Raw genomic sequence first — 19294 nt, 5'->3', positions numbered from 1 at the left:
GGGCGCGATCATGATGAACCTTGCCGAATATCGCCGCACCGCAAGCCGCCTCGCGGATTTCCTGCCATGGGCCGCGCTGGTCGGCTCCGGCGTCGTGCTGAACAAGGACGGAAGTTTCCAGAGGACGGCGAAGTTTCGCGGTCCCGATCTGGATTCCGCCGTCGCCGCCGAACTGGTCGCCGTCGCCGGCCGGATCAACAATGCCATGCGCCGTCTTGGCTCCGGCTGGAGCATCTTCGTCGAAGCGCAACGCTCCGAAGCTGCGACCTATCCCACGAGCCAATTTCCCGAAGCCGCATCCGCGTTGCTGGACGCCGAACGGAAAGCTGCATTTGAGGAAGCCGGAACGCATTTCGTGTCGGGTTACTTCCTGACCTTCCTCTGGCTGCCGCCCGCCGAGGACGCCGCCCGCGCGGAGACCTGGCTTTACGAGGGCCGCGAGCAATCCGGCGTCGATCCGTGGCAAGCCCTGCGGGGCTTCGTGGACCGCACCGACCGCGTGCTGGCGCTGCTCGACGGCTTCATGCCGGAATGCCGCTGGCTCGATGACGCCGGCACGCTGACCTATCTGCATTCCACCATCTCGACCAACCGGCATCGCGTGCGCGTGCCGGAGGTGCCGATGCACCTCGACGCGCTGCTCGCCGACCAGCCGCTGACCGGCGGGCTGGAACCGCGTCTTGGCGACCGGCATCTGCGCGTCCTGACCATCATCGGCTTTCCGACCGCGACAACACCCGGCCTGCTCGACGAAATGAACCGGCTGCCGTTCCCGTATCGGTGGAGCACGCGCGCCATCCTCATGGACAAGACCGACGCCACCCGGCTGCTGACGAAGATCAGGCGGCAATGGTTCGCCAAGCGCAAGTCCATCGCCGCCATTCTCAAGGAAGTCATGACCAACGAGGCGAGTGCCTTGGTGGACACGGATGCGGCCAACAAGGCTCTCGATGCCGACATGGCGTTGCAGGAGCTGGGGGCCGATGTCGCCGGCATGGCCTATGTCACGGCCACCATCACCGTCTGGGATGCCGACCCGCGCATTGCCGACGAAAAGCTGCGCCTCGCAGAAAAGATCATTCAAGGCCGCGACTTCACCGCGATGCCCGAGACCGTCAACGCCGTCGATGCCTGGCTCGGCTCGATCCCCGGACACGCCTACGCAAATGCCCGGCAGCCGCCCATATCGACGCTCAACCTTGCCCACATGATCCCGCTATCGGCCGTGTGGGCGGGGCCGGAACGGGACGAGCATTTCAGCGCGCCCCCGCTGTTCTTCGGCAAGACCGAAGGCTCGACCCCGTTCCGGTTTTCCCTTCACGTCGGCGATGTCGGCCACACGCTCGTCGTCGGCCCCACGGGCGCAGGCAAGAGCGTGCTGCTTGCCCTCATGGCCTTGCAGTTCCGCCGCTATGCGGGATCGCAGGTCTTCGCCTTCGACTTCGGCGGTTCGATCCGCGCCGCGTCGCTCGCCATGGGCGGAGACTGGCACGACCTCGGCGGCGGGTTGACGGAAGGGGACGAGGCGTCCGTCTCGCTCCAGCCGCTTGCCCGCATCGACGATACCTATGAGCGCGCCTGGGCCGCTGACTGGATCGCCGCCATTCTCGGCCGCGAAGGCGTGCCGGTAACGCCCGAGACCAAGGAATACATCTGGACGGCGCTGAACTCGCTGGCGTCCGCTCCGATCGGCGAACGCACCATCACCGGCCTCACGGTGCTGCTCCAATTCAACGATCTGAAACAGGCATTGCGGCCTTACTGCATCGGCGGGGCCTATGGTCGGTTGCTCGATGCCGAGACCGAACATCTCGGCTCGGCGGATGTGCAGGCGTTCGAGATCGAGGGCCTTGTCGGAACCGGCGCGGCCCCGGCCGTGCTCCCCTACCTGTTCCATCGGATCGGCGACCGGCTCGACGGTCGGCCGACTTTGCTCATCATCGACGAGGGCTGGCTGGCGCTGGACGATGAAGGGTTCGCCAACCAGCTCCGCGAATGGCTGAAGACGCTCAGGAAGAAGAATGCTTCCGTCATCTTCGCCACGCAGAGCCTGTCGGACATCGACGGCAGCACTATCGCGCCCGCCATCATCGAAAGCTGCCCGACGCGGCTGCTTCTGCCGAACGAACGCGCCATCGAGCCGCAGATCACCGCCATCTATCGGCGCTTCGGCCTCAATGACCGGCAGATCGAAATCCTGGCGCGGGCCACGCCCAAGCGGGATTACTACTGCCAGAGCCGCAGGGGAAATCGCCTGTTCGAGCTGGGCCTGTCCGAAGTCGGATTGGCGCTCTGCACCGCATCCGCGAAATCCGACCACAAACGCATTGCCGGACTTGTCGCAGAACACGGCCGCGACGGCTTCCTTGCCGCCTGGCTGCGCCTGCGCGGCGTCGATTGGGCGGCCGACCTGATCCCCGATCTTACCAATCTCATTCCCCAGACCGAGAAGGAGTCCCAACCATGACCATTCGTCGTTCGCGCTCGCGCGCCATTTTCATGGCCGCGACCATGCTTGCCGCGCCGCTCGCGCTGTCGCCCATGCTGACCAGCCCGGCCCACGCGATCATCGTCTACGACCCGACGAACTACGCGCAGAACCTTCTGTCGGCGACCCGCGCGCTTGAGCAGATCAACAACCAGATCACGTCGCTTCAGAACGAAGCGCAGATGCTCATCAATCAGGCGAAGAATCTGGCGAGCCTGCCATATTCCTCGCTTCAGGCGTTGCAGCAGAACGTCCAGCGCACGCAGCAGCTTTTGAGCCAGGCGCAGAACATCGCCTTCGACGTGCAGAAGGTCGATCAGATCTTCCAGACCCAATATGGCAACGTCTCGTTGTCCGCGACCGATGGCCAGCTTGTCGCCGACGCGCGATCCCGCTGGCAGAACACGGTCGGCGGCTTGCAGGACGCCATGCGCGTGCAGGCCGGCGTCGTCGGCAATATCGACACCAACCGCACGCAGATGTCGGAGCTTGTCGGGCAGAGCCAGAACGCGACCGGCGCGCTGCAAGCTACACAGGCCGGCAATCAGCTTCTCGCCCTCCAGTCGCAGCAGCTTTCCGACCTGATCGCGCTGATGTCCGCCAATGGCCGGTCCGAATCGCTGATCGAGGCCGAACGCGCCACCGCCGCCGAACAGGGCCGCATCCAGCGCGAGCGCTTCCTGACGCCGGGATCAGGCTACCAGCCCGGCAATGCCCGGATGTTCGGCAACGGCAACAACTGACCGGACAGGAGGGGCGCGACATGGACGGCAAGATGCTGGCCCGGCTGGGCGCGATCATATTCGTCGCCATTGCCATCACCGCCACGGCCATCGAGATGACGCGCAAGGAAGATGCGCCGGCATTACCGTCGCGTCTTGTCCAGCCCGAACGCGATCCGCTGCGCGAAGGGCAGCGCCGGTGTCAGCAGCTTGGAACGACGGCCGCCAGCGACGCCGAATGCCTGCGCGTCTGGGCCGAGAACCGCGATCGGTTTCTCGGCCGGACGCCGGTGCCCGCCGCCCCGCATCAGAACGGGGGGCAATGAACCATGGGCGGCACCGGCGTCATCGACAACTTCCTCGGCGTCTTCACCTCCTACATCGACAGCGGGTTTGGCCTGCTCGGCGGCGAGGTGGCGTTCATCGCCACCACGCTGATCGTCATCGACGTGACGCTCGCCGCCTTGTTCTGGAGCTGGGGCGCGGATGACGACATCATCGCCCGGCTGGTCAAGAAGACGCTGTTCGTCGGGGCGTTCGCCTACATCATCTCAAACTGGAACAACCTGGCCCGCATCGTCTTCGAGAGCTTCGCCGGTCTCGGCCTTAAAGCCTCCGGCACCAGCTTTTCCACCGCCGACCTGATGCGTCCCGGCAAGGTGGCGCAGACCGGCCTCGACGCCGGCCGCCCGCTGCTCGATTCCATCTCCGACCTGATGGGCTACTGGTCGTTTTTCGAGAACTTCATCCAGATCGCCTGCCTGATGTTCGCCTGGGCGCTGGTGCTGCTCGCCTTCTTCATTCTGGCGATCCAGCTTTTCGTGACGCTGATCGAGTTCAAGCTGACCACCTTGGCGGGGTTCGTCCTCATCCCCTTCGGCCTGTTCGGCAAGACCGCCTTCATGGCCGAGCGCGTGCTTGGCAATGTCGTCTCGTCCGGCATCAAGGTGCTGGTGCTGGCCGTCATCATCGGTATCGGCTCCACGCTGTTCTCGCAGTTCACCGCGGGCTTCGGTGGTGCCACGCCGACTATTGATGATGCGATGGCGATCGTGCTGGCCGCGTTGTCGCTGCTCGGCCTCGGCATCTTCGGACCCGGCATCGCTTCCGGCCTCGTTTCGGGCGGCCCGCAGCTTGGTGCTGGCGCTGCCGTTGGCACCGGCCTTGCCGTAGGGGGTGCCGCCCTTGCCGCAGGCGGTGCGGCCGGTCTCGCCGTCAAGGGCGGCGCTGCCGCCATGTCCGGTGGAGCCGCCGCCGTTCGGGGCGGTGCTGCCACAGCAGGCGCGGCATCCGCCGCCTATAGCGTCGGCTCGCTCGGCCAGTCGGGTGCGGCCGGTGTCGCGTCCGGCCTTGGCGGCGTGGCGCGGGCCGCAGGCTCCGCTGCCGTGTCACCCCTGAAGCGTGCCGCTTCCAAAGCCTCCGAAAGCGTCAAATCCAGCTTCTCCGATGGCGCACGCGCAGCCTTCGGCGTGACCGGCGGCTCATCCACCGCAGGCACGGTCGGAGGCAGCAGCGCAGCGCCCGCAGCCGCATCTTCTCCCGCTGGCAGTCCCCCGGCCTGGGCGCAGCGGATGCAGCGATCCCAGGCCGTGAACCACGGCGCCACCATGGCCGCCCACGCCGTGCGCTCCGGCGACAGTCACGGTGGCGGCTCTTCCGTCAATCTCTCCGAAAGTGACCGCTCATGAGCATCTTCAAACGACCCGCAGCCCATTACGGCAAATCCCCCGAACCCGAGACGCCCTATCAGAAGGCAGCGCAGGCATGGGACGAGCGCATCGGCTCGGCCCGCGTTCAGGCGAAGAACTGGCGTTATATGGCCTTCGGCTCGCTGATCCTGTCAGCCGGTTTTGCCGCCGCCCTTGTCTGCCAATCGGCGCGCGGGACCGTCGTGCCCTGGGTGGTGCAGGTCGATAATCTCGGACAGGCACAGACCGTTGCGCCCGCCGTTGCCGACTATCGCCCGACCGATCCGCAGATTGCGTTCCATCTCGGCCGCTTCATCGAACAGGTCCGCGCGATCCCGGCAGACGCCATCATCGTCCGCCAGAACTGGCTCAGGGCTTATGAGTGGACCACGGATCGCGGCGCGGCGGCCTTGAACGATTATGCGCGCAGCAACGACCCGTTCACGAAGGTTGGCCGGCAACAGGTCGCAGTCGAGGTCTCCAGCGTCATCCGGGCATCGGACGACAGCTTCCGCGTCGCCTGGACGGAGCGGCATTATGAGAACGGCCAGCTCGCCACGACCGAACGCTGGACCGCGATCCTGACCATCGTGATCCAAACCCCGCGCGATGCCGAACGGCTGCGCGCCAATCCGCTCGGCATCTACGTCAATGCAATCTCATGGTCGCGGGAGATGAGCCAATGACCAAACTTCTCCCCGAGCAGGATTCCGGCTGCGAAACTACGTTTCTCCGTAAACCCGCCTTCGCGGCTTTGCTGCTGTCCGCCACCATGCTCGCGGGCTGCGCCACCAACAAGCCGCCGCAGTTCAGCTACGACGCCAACGTGCCATCGCTGCCTGTCGTGCAGGCCGCCGTCACCGACGACCGGCCCCGGCCTTTGCACACGCCGCCCGCATGGACGGTCGCGCGTGGCGGGACCGCCGCCGGGACACCGGCAGGCCGCGTCGAGAACGCCAACGCCGCAGCCCGCGTCGAGCCGCGCCGCGAGGGCTATTACAACGCCATCCAGATTTATCCGTGGTCGGAAGGTGCGCTCTATCAGGTCTATGCCGCGCCGGGACAGATCACGACCATTGCGCTTGAACCCGGCGAGAGCCTGACCGGAGCGGGACCGATCGCGGCAGGCGATACCGCCCGCTGGATCATCGGCGATACCGAGAGCGGCAGCGGAACGTCGCGCCGCGTCCATATTCTCGTGAAGCCGACGCGGCCGGATATTTCCACGAACCTTGTCGTGACGACAGACCGTCGCACCTACATGATCGAGCTGCGCGCCCGCGAAGCCCTCTATATGCCGTCCGTCGCCTGGGCCTATCCGGCACAACCGGCAGGCCAGCGCCAGACCGTTCCCGCCGCGCCGATCATTCCGGTCGAGGCGGCGCGCAACTATCGCTATGGCCTGACCGGCGACAATCCACCCTGGAAGCCCATCTCCGTCTTCGACGACGGCCGCCGCGTCTATGTCGTCTTCCCGCGCGGCATCGTGCAGGGCGAGATGCCGCCGATCTTCGTCATCGGTTCCGATGGCGAGACCCAGATCGTCAACAGCCGCATCCATCAGAACATCCTGATCGTGGACCGCCTGTTCGGCGCGGCCGAACTGCGCCTTGGCAGCGGTGATCGCCAGCAGACGGTCAGGATCGTCCGCATCGAGCAACGGCAGGCTGCACAGCCGGCAAAGGCGACCGGAGAATCCCCGTCATGACCGAAGACACGACCCCTGTAGAAGCCGCAGCAGACACCACCGCGCCCATGCGGCTACGAGCCGAACCGCCGCGCGTCACCCGTCTGTCCCGCAAGATGCTCGCTGGCGTCGGGGCAGTCGCGCTGCTCGGCATCGGCGGCGCGCTGATCTATGCGCTCCAGACCCGCGACATGGGATCGGGCGGCGAAGAACTCTATTCGACCGAGAACCGCCCCACGGCGGACGGCTTGTCCGGCCTTCCGCGCGACTATACCGGACCTGTCCTGGGACCGGCATTGCCCGGCGATCTCGGCGGCCCGATCCTCAGCGCGCAGAACCGGGGCCAACCCGTCGCCGCGCCGGTCATGACGACGCCCGCCGTCGATCCGGCAGAACAGCGCCGTCTCGCCGAGGAAGAAGCCGCGCGCGTCAGCCGCGTCTTCTTCCAGACCGCACCGGGAACGGGAACCGCAAGCCCGAGTCTCGCCGGCCTTGGCCTCAACGGCCAGCCTGGTGCTGCCGGCACGCAGGACCGGCACACAGCGTTCCTCAATGGTCCGGTGGACCGGCAGACGGTCGCCCTGGACCGCATCATGGCCCCCGCATCACCCTACATCCTTCAGGCCGGGGCCGTGATCCCGGCCGCGATGATTACCGGCATCCGTTCGGACCTTCCCGGCCAGATCACCGCGCAGGTGACGGAGAACGTCTATGACAGCCCGACCGGTAGCCTGCTCCTGATCCCGCAGGGCACGCGCATCATCGGCCAATACGATGCCGGCGTGACCTTCGGCCAACGCCGCGTGCTGCTTGTCTGGAATCGCCTGATCCTGCCCAATGGCCGCTCCATCGTGCTGGAACGCCAGCCCGGCGCGGACGCTTCCGGCTATGCCGGGCTTGAGGATGGCGTCGATTATCACTGGTGGGATCTGATGAAGGCGGCCGGCCTGTCCACGCTGCTCGGCATCGGCACGGAGCTGGCGACCGACGACGAGGACCGATTGATCCGCGCCATCCGCGACGGCGCGCAGGACACCATCAATCAGGCCGGACAGCAGATCGTCCAGCGCCAGTTGCAGGTCGCGCCGACGCTGACCATCCGGCCGGGATACCCGGTCAGGGTCATTGTGACGCGAGATTTATTCCTCGAACCCTACAGGAGCTGACCATGGCAAAGCTGAAACTCGGTCCTCTGGCCGACGACAAGCCGGTGAAGATGACGGTGGAATTGCCCGCACAACTCCACCGTGACCTCATCGACTACGGCGCTCTGTTGGCCGATGGCGGTGCGCCCATCGAGCCAGCCAGACTGATCGTGCCGATGCTGGAGCGGTTCATCGCCACGGATCGCGGCTTCGCCAAGGCGCGGCGGCAGGCGACCTGATCCGTCACGACGGGGGTGCCGCGAGCGAACAGGCGCGAATGCGGCACGCTACACACCGCCGATCCCCCTCCATGCTTCGCTTAATTCCGGGGCCTTAGCGCGCCGGATGCCACCCGCGAAACACGGAGGATACCATGTGCGCAGAGCACCGCCGCGCCCAACGAGGCCGCCCAAAACGGCCGGCCCCCGGAACGCTTCCTGATGATCTCTACGACTATGACGACGATCCCGCGCCGCGCATCAGCCGGTTGCGCGGCAGTCCGCCTCATGTCTTCGACGTTGAGAAGCTGCCCGTCATTGACGACTGGCCCGACGAAGTGCCGATCACCGACGCCGAGATTCAGGTGTTCGAGCGCTGGTTCGCCGATGTTTTCGACGAGATGTTCGGCTCGCTCGATCTGCCGGAAGGCTTGCTCATGTTATCGAAATATGATAACGAAAAGCCTTGAGCAAATGATCGAGCTACGCCATGACGACACTCAAGGTCGGGATCGCCACATCCGATGAAATGAAGGCCCGCACCATGCGGATTGCCAAAGGCGAGGAAAAGCCCGCGCCCGGCGATCCGAGCGTCTGGTTCACCTCAACAATATCGTTCGCCAAGTTCCTCTCACCCGGCAATTGCGAGTTGCTTCGCATCATCCATGAGCAGGAGCCGGACTCGCTGGAGGAACTGGCGCAGATCACCGGCCGCGCGAAATCCAATCTGTCCCGGACCCTCAAGGCCATGGCCGGCTACGGCCTTGTTCGCATGGAGAAGGGCAAGGGCCTCAAGCTGGTCCCCAAGGTCATTCATGACCGCGTGGAGCTAGTCTTGCCCCTGATCGAGCGGCGTAAGTCGAAAGGAACCCGCAAATGAACGCACAATCCGCCAACGTCGCCCTGCGGGCTGCCCTCTACCTGCGCGTCTCGACCGCCCGGCAGGCCGAGCATGACGTGTCGATCCCCGACCAGCGCAAGCAGGGCGAGGCGTACTGCGCGGCGCGCGGCTATCAGCTGGTCGAAATCTTCGTGGAGCCCGGCAACACGGCCACCAATGATCGCCGCCCCGAGTTCCAGCGCATGATCGAGGCGGGCACGTCGAAGCCCGCGCCCTTCGATGTGGTGCTGGTTCACAGCTTCTCGCGCTTCTTCCGCGATGCTTTCGACATGGAATATTACTATCGCAAGCTCGCCAAGAATGATGTCCGGCTCATTTCCATCACGCAAGAGCTGGGGGACGACCCAATCCACGACATGATGCGGCGGATCATGGCGCTGTTCGATGAATACCAGTCGAAGGAAAACGGCAAGCACGTCACCCGCGCCCTGAAGGAGAACGCCCGGCAAGGCTTCTGGAACGGTGCGTTGCCGCCGATCGGCTACCGGATCGCCGCCGCCGAACAGCGCGGGGCCAAGACCAAGAAGAAGCTGGAAATCGACCCGCTGCACGCCGACACGATCCGCCTGATCTATCGGCTCGCTTTGGAAGGTCAGGGCGACAGCGGCCAGATGGGCGTCAAGGCCATCGTCAAGCATCTGAACGCCAAGGGCATCTTCACCCGCGACGGCGGCCGTTGGGGCATCGGTCAGGTTCATCGCGTTCTGACCCGCCGCACCTATATCGGCGAGCATGAATGGGGGAAGCGCAGCAAGCACAACGACGCGCGTACCCCCGGAGAAATCGTCATCGTCCCGGTGCCCGCCATCATCGAGCGAGAAACCTTCGACGCCGTTCAGTCTCTTTTGCAGGCTCGCAACCCCAAGACCGAACTGCCCGCCCGCGTGGTGATCGGGCCGACCCTGCTGACCGGCATCTGCTATTGCGGCAATTGCGGTGGGGCCATGACCATCCGCACCGGCAAGAGTGGCCGCTACCGCTACTATGCCTGCTCGATCAAGGCGCGGCAGGGGGAGACCGGCTGCAAGGGACGCGCCATCCCCATGGACAAGCTCGACGATATGGTGGTCAGCCATATCGAGGAACGCTTGCTCGATCCCACTCGGCTGGAGAAGCTGCTTGGCAGCATCCTCGGTCGCCGCGAGGATCAGGCGGAACGCCGTCGCGAACACATCGCCTCTTTGCAGCGGCAGGCGACCGAATCGGAATCGCGCCTCAAGCGGCTCTATGACGCCATCGAGGCAGGCGTCGCCGATCTGGACGACCCGGCGCTCAAGGAGCGCATCGCCGGTCTTAAGGTTCTTCGCGATCAGGCGCGGGCTGACGCCGACCGGGCGCAAGCCCTGCTCGAAAGCCCCGGCCACAGCGCCCTTAGTCCGGCGATGATCGAAGGGTTTGCACGCCGCGCGCGGGAGCGCATTCGCGGTCACGAGGGCGGCTATCGGCGGGATCACCTGCGCGCCCTGGCGCAGCGCGTCGAGGTCGCAGACGACGCAATCCGCATCATGGGATCGAAAACGGAGCTGCTAAAGACGCTTATTGCCGGTCAAGGGAGGCAATCGGCGGCGATTGGCGTGCCCAGAGGCGGACTGAAATGGCGGAGAGGGTGGGATTCGAACCCACGGTACAGTTGCCCGTACTTCGGTTTTCGAGACCGACCCGTTCGACCACTCCGGCACCTCTCCGCGCCGCCCGAACAGGCTTCGGCGCCGCGTATAGAGGTGGAATGCGCTGAGCGCAACGGGGGGAAGGGCGGTTCTGCGTTGACTCCCCCAGGGTGGGCTCGCTATATCCGCCGCCTCCCGGCAGATCCCCCAGGTGACGCCGCAGTGCCGCTCGCGGCCTCACCATCGACTTGAATAGAGCAGGCGTAACAATGACCTACGCAGTGATCCGCACGGGCGGCAAGCAGTACCGCGTCACCCCGAACGCCGTGCTGGTCGTCGAGAAGCTCGAGGCCGAAGCCGGCCAGACCGTGACCTTCCAGGACGTCCTCGTCCTCGGCGGCGAGTCCGGGCTGACGATCGGCGCCCCCACCGTGGCCGGCGCCTCGGTGACCGCCACGGTGATCGAGCAGACCCGCGGCGACAAGGTGATCGTCTTCAAGAAGCGTCGCCGCCAGAACAGCCGCCGCAAGAATGGCCATCGCCAGCACATGACCGTGCTGCGCATCGGCGACATCGCCGCGGCCTGATCCAGAAACACAGGAAAACCCCACCATGGCTCATAAGAAGGCTGGCGGTTCCTCCCGCAACGGTCGCGACTCCGCCGGCAAGCGCCTCGGCGTGAAGCTCTATGGCGGCCAGGCGGTGAAGTCCGGCTGCATCATCGTGACCCAGCGCGGCACCAAGATGCTGCCGGGCCGCAACGTGCTCGTTTCCCGCGACCACTCCATCCAGGCCGTGGCCGATGGCGTCGTGAAGTTCGACCGCAAGGCCGAGGGCCGCGTGATGGTCTCCGTGGACCCGCGCCCGGTGGCTGCCCCGGTGGCCGCCGAGTAACCACGCGCCCCCTACCAACGGCTCGTCTTACCGGACGGGGGCCCTCGCGGCCCCCGTTCGTCGTTTCAGGGCTCCATTCCGGTGGTCCCGCACTCCCTCTTCAGGCTCCCGAACCGATGAAGTTCCTCGACGAAGCGAAGGTCTACCTGAAGGCAGGCGACGGCGGTGACGGCGTCGTGGCCTTCCGCCGCGAGAAGTACATCGAGTTCGGCGGCCCGGACGGCGGCAATGGCGGCCGGGGCGGCGATGTCGTGGTCGAGGCGGTGGAGGGGCTGAACACCCTGATCGACTACCGCTATGCCCAGCATTTCCGCGCCCGCAAGGGCGGCAACGGCGCCGGCTCCGACCGCACCGGCGCGGGCAGCGAGGATGTGGTGCTCAAGGTCCCCGTCGGCACGGTGGTGCTGGACGAGGACAAGGAGACCGTCCTGGCCGACCTCACCGAGGCCGGGCAGCGTGCCACGCTCTGCCGCGGCGGCGACGGCGGCCATGGCAACGCGCACTACAAGACCTCGACCAACCGCGCCCCGCGCCGCGCCGACAAGGGCTATCCGGGCGAGGAACGCTGGGTCTGGCTGCGGCTCAAGCTGATCGCCGATGCCGGCCTCGTCGGCCTGCCCAATGCCGGCAAGAGCACCTTCCTCGCCGCCGTCTCCGCCGCCCGGCCCAAGATCGCCGACTACCCCTTCACCACCCTGCATCCGCAGCTCGGCGTGGTGCGCCTCAACGCCTCCGAGGAATTCGTCCTGGCCGACATCCCCGGGCTGATCGAGGGCGCGGCGGAGGGGGCCGGCCTCGGCACCCGCTTCCTGGGCCATATCGAGCGCTGCGCCGTGCTGCTGCACCTGATCGACGGCACCCAGGCCGATCCGGCCGCCGCCTGGAAGACCGTGCGCGGCGAGCTGGAGGAATACGGCGCCGACCTGACCGACAAGCCCGAGATCCTGGCCCTCAACAAGACCGACGCCATGACGCCGCAGGCCCGCACCTCCCGCATCAAGGCGCTGGAGCGTGCCACCGGCCGCCCGGTCATGCTGATCAGCGGCGCCACGGGCGAGGGCGTGCCGGAAGTGCTCCGCGCCCTGGCCGACGCCGTGGCCGCCGACCGGGCGGAACGCACCGCATGATCGACCTGCGCACCGCGAAGCGGATCGTCGTCAAGGTTGGCTCCGCCCTGGTGGTGGACCCGGAGACCGCCGCGCCGCGCGAGGCCTGGCTCGCCTCCGTCGCCGCCGACCTCGCCGCGCTGCGCGAAGGTGGAGCCGAGGTTGTCCTGGTCTCCTCCGGCGCCATCGCCCTGGCCCGCCGCGTCCTGGGCCTGACCCAGCCGCGCCTGCGGCTGGAGGAAAAGCAGGCCGCCGCCGCTGTCGGCCAGATCCGCCTCGCCGGTGCCTGGCAGGGCGCCTTCGCCGCCCATGGCATCGCCGCCGCCCAGCTCCTCCTGACCCTGGAGGACAGCGAGGACCGCCGCCGCTACCTGAACGCCCGCGCCACGCTCTCCACCCTGCTGGGCCTGGGCTGTGTGCCGGTGATCAACGAGAACGACACGGTCGCCACGGCGGAGATCCGCTTCGGCGACAATGACCGCCTCGCCGCCCGGGTGGCGGAGATGGTGCAGGCCGATGCCCTGGTCCTGCTCTCCGACATCGACGGCCTCTACACGGCCGACCCGCGCCGCGACCCGGAGGCCCGGCACCTCCCGGCAATCGAGCGCATCACCGACGAGATCATGGCCATGGGGGGCGAGCCGCCGCCCGGCTATTCCTCCGGCGGCATGCGCACCAAGCTCCTGGCCGCGAAGATCGCCACCGGCGCCGGCTGCGCCATGGCCATTGCCCTGGGCACCCGCCTGAACCCGCTGCGGCACCTGCTCGAAGGCGGCCGTTGCACCTGGTTCCTTCCGGCGCCCGAGGGCCGCAGCGCCCGCAAGGCCTGGATCGCCGGCAGCCTCGCCCCCCATGGCGCCGTCACGGTGGATGCCGGCGCTGTCCGCGCGCTCCGCAACGGCTCCTCGCTCCTCCCCGCCGGGGTGCGGGAGGTCTCGGGCAGCTTCACGCGCGGCGACCCCATCTCCATCCGCGACGAGGCCGGCCGCGAGATCGCCCGCGGCCTTTCCGCCTATGACGCCGACGCCGCCCAGCGCATCGCCGGCCGCCATACCGACGAGATCGAGGCCATCCTCGGCCTGCGCGGCCGTGACGAGATCATCCACAGGGACGATCTCGTCCTGCTCTGAACGCTTCCGGACAGGAAGAACACGCCCCGGCCGGCTGCGCCCGGGACGGTGCCGGGCGGCGGATCGTGGAGCCTGGGCATTTCGGCGCACCCACCCCGGCCCTGTCCAACCGCCCGACGGGGGGAATGACCTTCCGCCGCAGGCCGGTATCAGCCCAGTGCGAAGGCCAGGGACAGAAGGGCGAGCCCCGCCAGGATCCAGGTCACCTCGTCGCTGATCAATCCGCTGTGCAGCCCCTGCAATCCGGTCAGCAACGGGCGTATCACCAGACCCACCCCATTCCTGACAGGGCGGGGCAGGTGGCGCCGTCCGAGATCCCAGCCGGCGATCGCCAGGGCAAGGACCAGCCCCATCCAGGAAAGGAAGGAATGTCCCGTGGGCGTGGGCGATGGCGGGGCGGCCCAGAGCTGCCGGGTCGCCTGCCGTGCGAACTCCTCGGCAAAGGGGCCCGCCGCCAGGACCAGGAACAGCAGGACCCCGACCGGCAGCAGCATCAGCCAGAGCGGCCGGTTCGCCTTCTCCGCCTCCTCGCCGGGCACATGTTCCTCCTCGCCCGGCATCCCGCCCCAGCCCAGGAAGATCCGGCCGGTGACCCGGAGCACGGCGCCGCCCGTCAGCCCCGCTCCAAGCGGCACCGCCAGTACCAGCCAGGGATGCGGCTCCTGCTTCGCGGCATTTTCCAGCAGCACCATGCCCGTATCCATCAGCCCGGCCGGCAGGCCTGCCAGCAGCAGCCCGGCCAGCAGGAAGGCGATCCCGGCCGGCCAGATCGGGCGGCCACGGCCGCGCAGGCCGATCTCGTCGATCCCGCCCAGTGTCGCCAGCAGCACGCCGGCCAGGGCGAAGAGCGACGCCTTCACCATCCCATGCCCGGCCATATAGGCCAGCATGCCGGCCGTTCCGTCCTCCCGCAGCATGGCCAGGCCCATCAGCATGATCCCTGTATGGGAGATGGTGGAGAAAGCCAGCATGCGCTTCACGTGACGCTGCGACAGGCAGGCCGCGCCGCCGATCAGCGCGCTGGCCGCGCCCAGCCAGAGCAGCAGCGCATGGGCATTCTCCGTCACGGCGGGAACATGCGCGAAGACCGTGCCGGTGAGCCGGGCCAGGCCGAACAGGCCCATCGAGACCATGACGCCGGAGAAGACCATGGAGACCGGGCTCGGTGCCACCGCATGCGCGTCCGACAGCCAGAGATGGAAGGGCACCGTCGCCGCCTTGATCAGCAGCGCCGCCACCAGCAGGCAGAAGGCACCCAGCAGCACCGGGTCATGGCCGGTGGCGGCGGTCACCGCGCCCGCGCGTTCGCCGAGCGCCACCATGTCTAGCCGCCCGAGCCGGGCATAGAGCAGGCCGATCCCGGCCAGCATCATGATCGCGCCCAGGCTGTTGGTGACCGTGAAGTTCAGCGCCCCGGTCAGGGCGGATTCCTCCAGCCGGTAGGCGGTGAGGGCGAAGGCCGCCACGCTCATCACCTCGAACCAGACGAAGAGGTTGAACAGGTCGCGCGTCAGGCAGAACCCCGCCATCGCCGCCAGGAAGAGCAGCATCAGCACATGGAACTGCGCGCCCACCTCCTCGAAGAACCCCCAGGCGAAGAGGCAGGCCGAGGCCACGATCAGGCCGACCAAGCCGACCATCGCCGCCCCGGCCGGATCGGCCGAGAAGGCGATGCCGATCGGGATATCCCCATGCATCGCCCAGCCGCCGAACCAGTGCAGCAGGGGGCCCGCCATCGACAGGCGCGCCATCCAGGCCCCCAGCGCCGCCACGCCCAACGCGGTCAGGATGGCCAGGATGTCGGGGGCGCGCCGCGGCAGCACGCGGCCGGCGGCGAGAAGCAGGGCCGCCATCAGGATCGGCACCGCCACGACCAGGGGAGGGAGCGGGGAGGTCACTTCCGCAGCGTCTGCAGGCGCCGGGGATCGAGCGTGCCCCTCCGCTTGTGCAGTTGCAGCGCCAGCGCCAGCAGAAGCGCTGTCACCGCCGCACCCACGACGATGTCGGTGAGCACCAGCGCCTGTACCACCGGATCCACTGCGGGTGTGCCGGGCGGGTGGTCGTGGAAGACCGGCGGACCGGCTTGCCACCGGAAGCCCGCGGCCAGCAGCAGGACGTAGGTGCCCGACTGCGTGACCGAGAGGCAGGCGATCAGGTGGACATAATGCCGGCTGGTGAGAATGCCGTAGAGGCCGATGGCGAAGAGCCAGACGCTGACCAGCCACGGCAGCAGCGTCATGGCCCGTCCTCTCCCGCCACGCGGGTCTCCTCCAGGAACTCCAGGAAGAGCATCCCGAAGCCGCCGGCCACAGCCAGCCCGACGCCCAGGTTGACAACAGGGATGATCCCGCCGGACAGGAGGCTTCCCATCTCGCCGAGCGGCAGCAGATTGGCGAGAAAGGCGCCGCCACTGAGCAGTGCCCCCATCCCCACCAGCGCGTAGAGCGCCGCGCCGCCAGCCTCGGCCGCATGGAGCGCATGGCCCCGCACCACGCGCCTCCATGTTCCGTACCGCTCCCCCAGCCACACGAGCAACAGGCCGGAGCCGATGATCATGCCACCCTGGAAGCCGCCGCCGGGCGTCAGCGCGGCGTGCAGCACGACATACAGGCCATAGAGCAGCGTCATCGGCGCCAGCACGCGGCAGAGCAGGATCACGCCCGGGCTGCGCGGTGCGATGGGGCGGCCCTGACAGGTGGCCGCGCGGTCCATCGTCTTCTCGCCACGCGCACCGCGCAGGATGACCGTGGTGCCCACCACGGCGGCGAGCAGCATGACCTCCTCGCCCAGCGTGTCGAAGCCGCGCAGGTCGAAATTCACCGCCGTCACCATGTTGGTGACCTGCCGCTCCGCCGGGCCGAGCCGGTTGACGGCATCGCCATAGGGCAGGGGGTGGTTCCCGAACTCCGGCATGGCGTGGATCACCGCAGCCGCCCAGGGCAGCAGGCAAAGGGCCGACACCCAGGCCAGGAGGCAGCGCAGGCGTGGCGTCACGATCCGTCCCCGTTCGGGCGCCGCTGCCGGAGCCGCAGGTTCGCCAGGACCACCAGGAACAGCAGCGGCAGCGCCGCCGTGCCCACCACGAGCTGGGAGAAGGCGACATCGGGCGCCTGCAGGGCCGTGAAAAGCATGGTCAGGGCCAGGCCATGGGCGGCCATGGCCATCACCTGCCGGTGCGGTTGGCGCGACAGCGCCACCCCGGTGCCCGTCGCCGCGACAAGCAGGAACAGCATGGCCAGCAGAAGGCTCATCCCGTTTCCGCCCCCTTGTGGTCCCGCCGGAGCAGGGCCCGGCCGGTGGCATGCGCCAGCGCCGCGCCGATGGCCCAGGAGAGCAGCACCATCAGGGTGATCTTGAGGGAGCGTCCGCTGACCCCGTCCGTCACGAAGGCCGCCGCCGTCACCGCCGCGCCGCCTGCGATGTTCACGAAGGTCACCGCGTGCAGGCGGTCCAGCGGATCGCGCAACCGCGCGGCGCCGAGGACGCCGAGCCAGACCGCCGCCACGGTCAGGAGAAGGCAGGCCGCCAGCAGCGTGCTCACAGCCAGCGTTCCAGGAAGATCGTCATCACCAGCGTTCCCGGCAGCGACAGCAGCACCAGGGCAAAGGGCAGGTCGATGATCGATGGCAGATCGAACGCGAAGCTCATCGCCACGAGGATGAGCGTTGCGACGGAAAGGGCGAGTTGCGCGGCCACCAGCCGGCTGCCGACCCGCCCGCGTATCGCCATGGCGGCCGGGACCGCGAAGGCTGGCACCAGCGCCCCCAGGGCAAGAAGCCAGAGGCCGGCGGGACTTGCGAGCGGGCCCGTCATCCTGGCCATGTCTCGTCGCCGTCAACCGGACGAGGCACCAGCTGGTGCAGCGGCCAAAGCCCCGGCTGCGCCGAGTCGTCCGTGACATAGCCGTTCGGCGCCAGGGACAGCCGTAGGATCGACAGGCCGCGCCGCGTCAGGCTGCCTGGGTCATTCCCCTGGGCAACGGGGATCTCCCGTATCTTCCCTGGCCGCATCTCCCTGCCGCTTGCGGCGCGGCACAGCGCGGCGGCCGTCAGCGCCGTTTCCCGCAACAGCGTGAGTGGCAGCGCCAGGAGGAGCCGGGCCGGTGGCCTGGGCCAGCCGAGGCGATGGGGCGCGATGCGGCGCAGCGCCAGCGACAGGGCCGCCGCCAGGCCGCCACAGAGCAGCGCGGCCAGGACTTCCTCACCATCCACCTGCCCGGCGAAGAGCAGGTAGAGGAGCATCAGCGCAATCAGGCGCAGTGGCATGGCGGCCCCACGACGTCATGCCTCCAGGAGTTCCCGGGGCAAGTCTCGCTGCTAACCCTTTCCGCAGCCGGTGGGTTGCGTGCCCTTGCGCCGCAGGGGCGTGAAGGCGGCGAGAACCGGCGGGCCCGCCCTCGGCCGCCAGCTCATGCGACGGCTGTCCGCGGCGGAACACCGGCTTCCGTCACGCATAGGCATAGGGCCCGCCCCGTTCCAGCGCCCGCCGGTAGGCCGGCAGGTCATGGATGCGCGCCAGGAAGCGCGCCGGGTTCGGCCGCGCCTCGCCGAAGGGCGCGCGCTGCGCCGCGGCTTCGAGCGGGAAGCTCATCATGATGTCCGCCGCCGTCATTTCCGGCCCGGCGAACCAGCCCGTCCCCGAAAGGGCGTCGTTCCAATACTGCTTCATCCGCTCCAGGCCGGGCGCCACGAAGCCGTCGCGGATTTTCAGCATGGCATCGCGGGCCTCCGGCGGAACCTTCTCCGCGGCGCGGTTGAGCAGCAGCGTCATCACCAGCGGCGGCATGGCCGACCCCTCGGCGTGATGCATCCAGTACCGGTAGGGCCACCAGTGCGGCCCGTCCTTGGCCGGCTGGAGCCGCCCCTGGCCGTGCCGGTCCAGGATGTATTCCACGATCGCACCGGTCTCGGCCAGGACCATCCCCTCGTCGGTGACGACCGGGGACTTCCCCAGCGGATGCACCGCCCGCAACTCCGGCGGCGCCTGCATGGTCTGCGGGTCGCGTTCGTAGCGCTTCACCTCGTAAGGCACCCCCAGCTCCTCCAGCAGCCAGAGCACCCGCTGGGAGCGGGAATTGTTCAGGTGGTGGACAGTCAGCATCGTGGCCTCCCTGTTGCGCGGCGCGGGAGCGGCGCGGGAAAGGTTAACGCGCTGAAGCGTCGCCCGTGCGGCCCGTTACGCGGAAAACGCCGCCCCACCCCTTGCCCCGCCCGTCGCTTTTGGCTCTAAGACGCGCCCCCCTCGACCCAGCGGAGCCGCTCCATGTCCTCTCCCCATGCTGCCATGGGCCGTTCCGCCATGGGTGCCTCGGTGGGGCCTGTCCTGGGCATCGACTTCGGCACCACCAACAGCGTCATCGCCACGCTGCAGCCGGACGGCTCCGTCACCACCGCCCGCTACGCCGTGGGGCGGGAGGTGCTGGACACCTTCCGCTCCGTGCTCTGCTTCTGGACGGAGCACGGGGCCGCGGGCCGCGCCGCCACCCGCCACGCCGCCGGCCCCCGCGCCATCGAGGCCTATCTGGAGGACCCGCTCGCCAGCCGCCTGATCATGTCGATCAAGAGCTACCTGGCGCAGCGGAGCCTGATGGAGACCCGCGTCTTCGGCCGCTCCTACGCCCTCGACCAACTCGTCGGCCTGCTGCTCAACGGCCTCTTCGACTCGGCTGTCTCTTGATCACATCTACGCACAGCTCCACCGTAAGGCGA

23 protein-coding genes, 1 tRNA gene and 1 pseudogene are annotated in these 19294 nt (G+C 68.0%); 16 read left to right on the top strand and 9 right to left on the bottom strand.

Annotation, left to right across the window (positions count from 1 at the left end; all coding sequences use genetic code 11):
- The first annotated feature begins 10 nt into the window (after window positions 1-10).
- The 11 genes and pseudogenes from trbE to ROTAS13_RS27935 form a co-directional block, all read left to right on the top strand.
- Complete coding sequence (gene trbE / locus ROTAS13_RS00125; RefSeq protein ID WP_075821187.1) at window positions 11-2467, top strand: conjugal transfer protein TrbE; 2457 nt, start codon at window positions 11-13, stop codon at window positions 2465-2467.
- Window positions 2464-3231, top strand: a complete 768-nt coding sequence (gene trbJ, locus ROTAS13_RS00120; RefSeq protein WP_075821186.1) for a P-type conjugative transfer protein TrbJ — start codon at window positions 2464-2466, stop codon at window positions 3229-3231. The genes trbE and trbJ overlap by 4 nt, the downstream gene beginning before the upstream one ends.
- Before the next feature lie 20 nt (window positions 3232-3251).
- The gene (trbK-alt, locus tag ROTAS13_RS00115) at window positions 3252-3536 is read left to right on the top strand and encodes a putative entry exclusion protein TrbK-alt (RefSeq protein ID WP_075821185.1); all 285 of its coding nucleotides are present in this window, start codon (window positions 3252-3254) and stop codon (window positions 3534-3536) included.
- Between the two features lie 3 nt (window positions 3537-3539).
- Window positions 3540-4898 carry a P-type conjugative transfer protein TrbL gene (gene trbL / locus ROTAS13_RS00110; RefSeq protein ID WP_075821184.1) on the top strand — a complete coding sequence of 453 codons (1359 nt, stop codon included), beginning with the start codon at window positions 3540-3542 and terminating at the stop codon, window positions 4896-4898.
- Complete coding sequence (gene trbF / locus ROTAS13_RS00105; protein WP_075821183.1) at window positions 4895-5584, top strand: conjugal transfer protein TrbF; 690 nt, start codon at window positions 4895-4897, stop codon at window positions 5582-5584. The genes trbL and trbF overlap by 4 nt, the downstream gene beginning before the upstream one ends.
- Window positions 5581-6606, top strand: coding sequence for a P-type conjugative transfer protein TrbG (gene trbG, locus ROTAS13_RS00100; protein ID WP_075821182.1), 1026 nt, complete (start codon window positions 5581-5583; stop codon window positions 6604-6606). Before trbF ends, trbG begins: the two co-directional genes overlap by 4 nt.
- Window positions 6603-7751 (top strand): TrbI/VirB10 family protein, encoded by a 1149-nt coding sequence (locus ROTAS13_RS00095; RefSeq protein WP_216348556.1) that lies wholly within the window; start codon window positions 6603-6605, stop codon window positions 7749-7751. Before trbG ends, ROTAS13_RS00095 begins: the two co-directional genes overlap by 4 nt.
- A gap of 2 nt (window positions 7752-7753) precedes the next feature.
- A complete protein-coding gene (locus ROTAS13_RS00090) occupies window positions 7754-7969 on the top strand; it encodes a DUF2274 domain-containing protein (RefSeq protein ID WP_075821180.1) in 216 nt (71 codons plus the stop codon).
- Between the two features lie 134 nt (window positions 7970-8103).
- A complete protein-coding gene (locus tag ROTAS13_RS00085; protein WP_075821179.1) occupies window positions 8104-8418 on the top strand; it encodes a hypothetical protein in 315 nt (104 codons plus the stop codon).
- 20 nt (window positions 8419-8438) lie between these two features.
- Entirely contained in the window at window positions 8439-8828 is a 390-nt protein-coding gene (locus ROTAS13_RS00080) for a helix-turn-helix domain-containing protein (protein WP_075821178.1), read from the top strand.
- Window positions 8825-9868: pseudogene (locus ROTAS13_RS27935) on the top strand (recombinase family protein); the annotation flags it as partial. The gene ROTAS13_RS00080 and the pseudogene ROTAS13_RS27935, both read left to right, overlap by 4 nt.
- 576 nt (window positions 9869-10444) lie before the next feature.
- On the opposite strand, the gene ROTAS13_RS00070 reads toward ROTAS13_RS27935, so the two are convergent.
- Window positions 10445-10534: transfer RNA gene (locus tag ROTAS13_RS00070), tRNA-Ser, on the bottom strand.
- A 191-nt stretch (window positions 10535-10725) separates the two neighbouring features.
- On the opposite strand from ROTAS13_RS00070, the gene rplU reads away from it, so the two are divergent.
- The 4 genes from rplU to proB all read left to right on the top strand — a co-directional run bounded on the left by rplU (window position 10726) and on the right by proB (window position 13586).
- Window positions 10726-11043, top strand: coding sequence for a 50S ribosomal protein L21 (gene rplU / locus ROTAS13_RS00065; RefSeq protein WP_027282736.1), 318 nt, complete (start codon window positions 10726-10728; stop codon window positions 11041-11043).
- A 25-nt stretch (window positions 11044-11068) separates the two neighbouring features.
- Window positions 11069-11350, top strand: a complete 282-nt coding sequence (rpmA, locus tag ROTAS13_RS00060; RefSeq protein WP_019461888.1) for a 50S ribosomal protein L27 — start codon at window positions 11069-11071, stop codon at window positions 11348-11350.
- A 116-nt stretch (window positions 11351-11466) separates the two neighbouring features.
- Window positions 11467-12477, top strand: coding sequence for a GTPase ObgE (gene obgE, locus ROTAS13_RS00055; protein WP_019461889.1), 1011 nt, complete (start codon window positions 11467-11469; stop codon window positions 12475-12477).
- A complete protein-coding gene (gene proB, locus ROTAS13_RS00050; RefSeq protein ID WP_019461890.1) occupies window positions 12474-13586 on the top strand; it encodes a glutamate 5-kinase in 1113 nt (370 codons plus the stop codon). Before obgE ends, proB begins: the two co-directional genes overlap by 4 nt.
- Window positions 13587-13735: 149 nt before the next feature.
- On the opposite strand, the gene ROTAS13_RS00045 is transcribed toward proB, so the two are convergent.
- The 8 genes from ROTAS13_RS00045 to ROTAS13_RS00010 form a co-directional block, all read right to left on the bottom strand.
- Window positions 13736-15484 (bottom strand): complex I subunit 5 family protein, encoded by a 1749-nt coding sequence (locus ROTAS13_RS00045; protein ID WP_083755328.1) that lies wholly within the window; start codon window positions 15482-15484, stop codon window positions 13736-13738.
- On the bottom strand, window positions 15481-15825 hold the full coding sequence (locus ROTAS13_RS00040) for a sodium:proton antiporter (protein ID WP_075821177.1): 345 nt from the start codon (window positions 15823-15825) through the stop codon (window positions 15481-15483). The genes ROTAS13_RS00045 and ROTAS13_RS00040 overlap by 4 nt, the downstream gene beginning before the upstream one ends.
- A complete protein-coding gene (locus ROTAS13_RS00035; protein WP_075821176.1) occupies window positions 15822-16580 on the bottom strand; it encodes an MnhB domain-containing protein in 759 nt (252 codons plus the stop codon). The genes ROTAS13_RS00040 and ROTAS13_RS00035 overlap by 4 nt, the downstream gene beginning before the upstream one ends.
- The gene (locus ROTAS13_RS00030) at window positions 16577-16837 is read right to left on the bottom strand and encodes a DUF4040 domain-containing protein (RefSeq protein WP_075821175.1); all 261 of its coding nucleotides are present in this window, start codon (window positions 16835-16837) and stop codon (window positions 16577-16579) included. The genes ROTAS13_RS00035 and ROTAS13_RS00030 overlap by 4 nt, the downstream gene beginning before the upstream one ends.
- Window positions 16834-17127, bottom strand: a complete 294-nt coding sequence (locus tag ROTAS13_RS00025; RefSeq protein WP_075821174.1) for a monovalent cation/H(+) antiporter subunit G — start codon at window positions 17125-17127, stop codon at window positions 16834-16836. Before ROTAS13_RS00025 ends, ROTAS13_RS00030 begins: the two co-directional genes overlap by 4 nt.
- Window positions 17124-17399 (bottom strand): hypothetical protein, encoded by a 276-nt coding sequence (locus ROTAS13_RS00020; protein WP_019461896.1) that lies wholly within the window; start codon window positions 17397-17399, stop codon window positions 17124-17126. The genes ROTAS13_RS00025 and ROTAS13_RS00020 overlap by 4 nt, the downstream gene beginning before the upstream one ends.
- The gene (locus ROTAS13_RS00015; protein WP_075821173.1) at window positions 17396-17851 is read right to left on the bottom strand and encodes a hypothetical protein; all 456 of its coding nucleotides are present in this window, start codon (window positions 17849-17851) and stop codon (window positions 17396-17398) included. The genes ROTAS13_RS00020 and ROTAS13_RS00015 overlap by 4 nt, the downstream gene beginning before the upstream one ends.
- 181 nt (window positions 17852-18032) lie before the next feature.
- Window positions 18033-18686 carry a glutathione S-transferase family protein gene (locus ROTAS13_RS00010; protein ID WP_075821172.1) on the bottom strand — a complete coding sequence of 218 codons (654 nt, stop codon included), beginning with the start codon at window positions 18684-18686 and terminating at the stop codon, window positions 18033-18035.
- A 162-nt stretch (window positions 18687-18848) separates the two neighbouring features.
- Between ROTAS13_RS00010 and ROTAS13_RS00005 the strand changes: the two genes are divergently transcribed.
- Window positions 18849-19262 (top strand): hypothetical protein, encoded by a 414-nt coding sequence (locus ROTAS13_RS00005; RefSeq protein WP_253187607.1) that lies wholly within the window; start codon window positions 18849-18851, stop codon window positions 19260-19262.
- Window positions 19263-19294: the final 32 nt, after the last annotated feature.

This window comes from Roseomonas sp. TAS13 (assembly GCF_001950415.1).
Taxonomy (GTDB): Bacteria; Pseudomonadota; Alphaproteobacteria; order Acetobacterales; family Acetobacteraceae; genus Roseomonas; species Roseomonas mucosa.
This window is presented reverse-complemented; position numbering and strand designations above follow the sequence as displayed.

Bases quoted from the DNA above. Each gene is read 5' to 3' on its own strand.
- trbJ (WP_075821186.1), top strand. From the start codon at position 2,464: ATGACCATTCGTCGTTCGCGCTCGCGCGCCATTTTCATGGCCGCGACC.
- proB (WP_019461890.1), top strand. From the start codon at position 12,474: ATGATCGACCTGCGCACCGCGAAGCGGATCGTCGTCAAGGTTGGCTCC.
- ROTAS13_RS00090 (WP_075821180.1), top strand. From the start codon at position 7,754: ATGGCAAAGCTGAAACTCGGTCCTCTGGCCGACGACAAGCCGGTGAAG.
- trbL (WP_075821184.1), top strand. From the start codon at position 3,540: ATGGGCGGCACCGGCGTCATCGACAACTTCCTCGGCGTCTTCACCTCC.
- rpmA (WP_019461888.1), top strand. From the start codon at position 11,069: ATGGCTCATAAGAAGGCTGGCGGTTCCTCCCGCAACGGTCGCGACTCC.
- ROTAS13_RS00005 (WP_253187607.1), top strand. From the start codon at position 18,849: ATGTCCTCTCCCCATGCTGCCATGGGCCGTTCCGCCATGGGTGCCTCG.
- ROTAS13_RS00095 (WP_216348556.1), top strand. From the start codon at position 6,603: ATGACCGAAGACACGACCCCTGTAGAAGCCGCAGCAGACACCACCGCG.
- trbK-alt (WP_075821185.1), top strand. From the start codon at position 3,252: ATGGACGGCAAGATGCTGGCCCGGCTGGGCGCGATCATATTCGTCGCC.
- trbG (WP_075821182.1), top strand. From the start codon at position 5,581: ATGACCAAACTTCTCCCCGAGCAGGATTCCGGCTGCGAAACTACGTTT.
- obgE (WP_019461889.1), top strand. From the start codon at position 11,467: ATGAAGTTCCTCGACGAAGCGAAGGTCTACCTGAAGGCAGGCGACGGC.
- ROTAS13_RS00030 (WP_075821175.1), bottom strand. From the start codon at position 16,837: ATGAGCCTTCTGCTGGCCATGCTGTTCCTGCTTGTCGCGGCGACGGGC.
- ROTAS13_RS00015 (WP_075821173.1), bottom strand. From the start codon at position 17,851: ATGCCACTGCGCCTGATTGCGCTGATGCTCCTCTACCTGCTCTTCGCC.
- ROTAS13_RS00085 (WP_075821179.1), top strand. From the start codon at position 8,104: ATGTGCGCAGAGCACCGCCGCGCCCAACGAGGCCGCCCAAAACGGCCG.
- rplU (WP_027282736.1), top strand. From the start codon at position 10,726: ATGACCTACGCAGTGATCCGCACGGGCGGCAAGCAGTACCGCGTCACC.
- ROTAS13_RS00080 (WP_075821178.1), top strand. From the start codon at position 8,439: ATGACGACACTCAAGGTCGGGATCGCCACATCCGATGAAATGAAGGCC.
- ROTAS13_RS00010 (WP_075821172.1), bottom strand. From the start codon at position 18,686: ATGCTGACTGTCCACCACCTGAACAATTCCCGCTCCCAGCGGGTGCTC.
- ROTAS13_RS00020 (WP_019461896.1), bottom strand. From the start codon at position 17,399: ATGACGGGCCCGCTCGCAAGTCCCGCCGGCCTCTGGCTTCTTGCCCTG.
- ROTAS13_RS00040 (WP_075821177.1), bottom strand. From the start codon at position 15,825: ATGACGCTGCTGCCGTGGCTGGTCAGCGTCTGGCTCTTCGCCATCGGC.
- trbE (WP_075821187.1), top strand. From the start codon at position 11: ATGATGAACCTTGCCGAATATCGCCGCACCGCAAGCCGCCTCGCGGAT.
- trbF (WP_075821183.1), top strand. From the start codon at position 4,895: ATGAGCATCTTCAAACGACCCGCAGCCCATTACGGCAAATCCCCCGAA.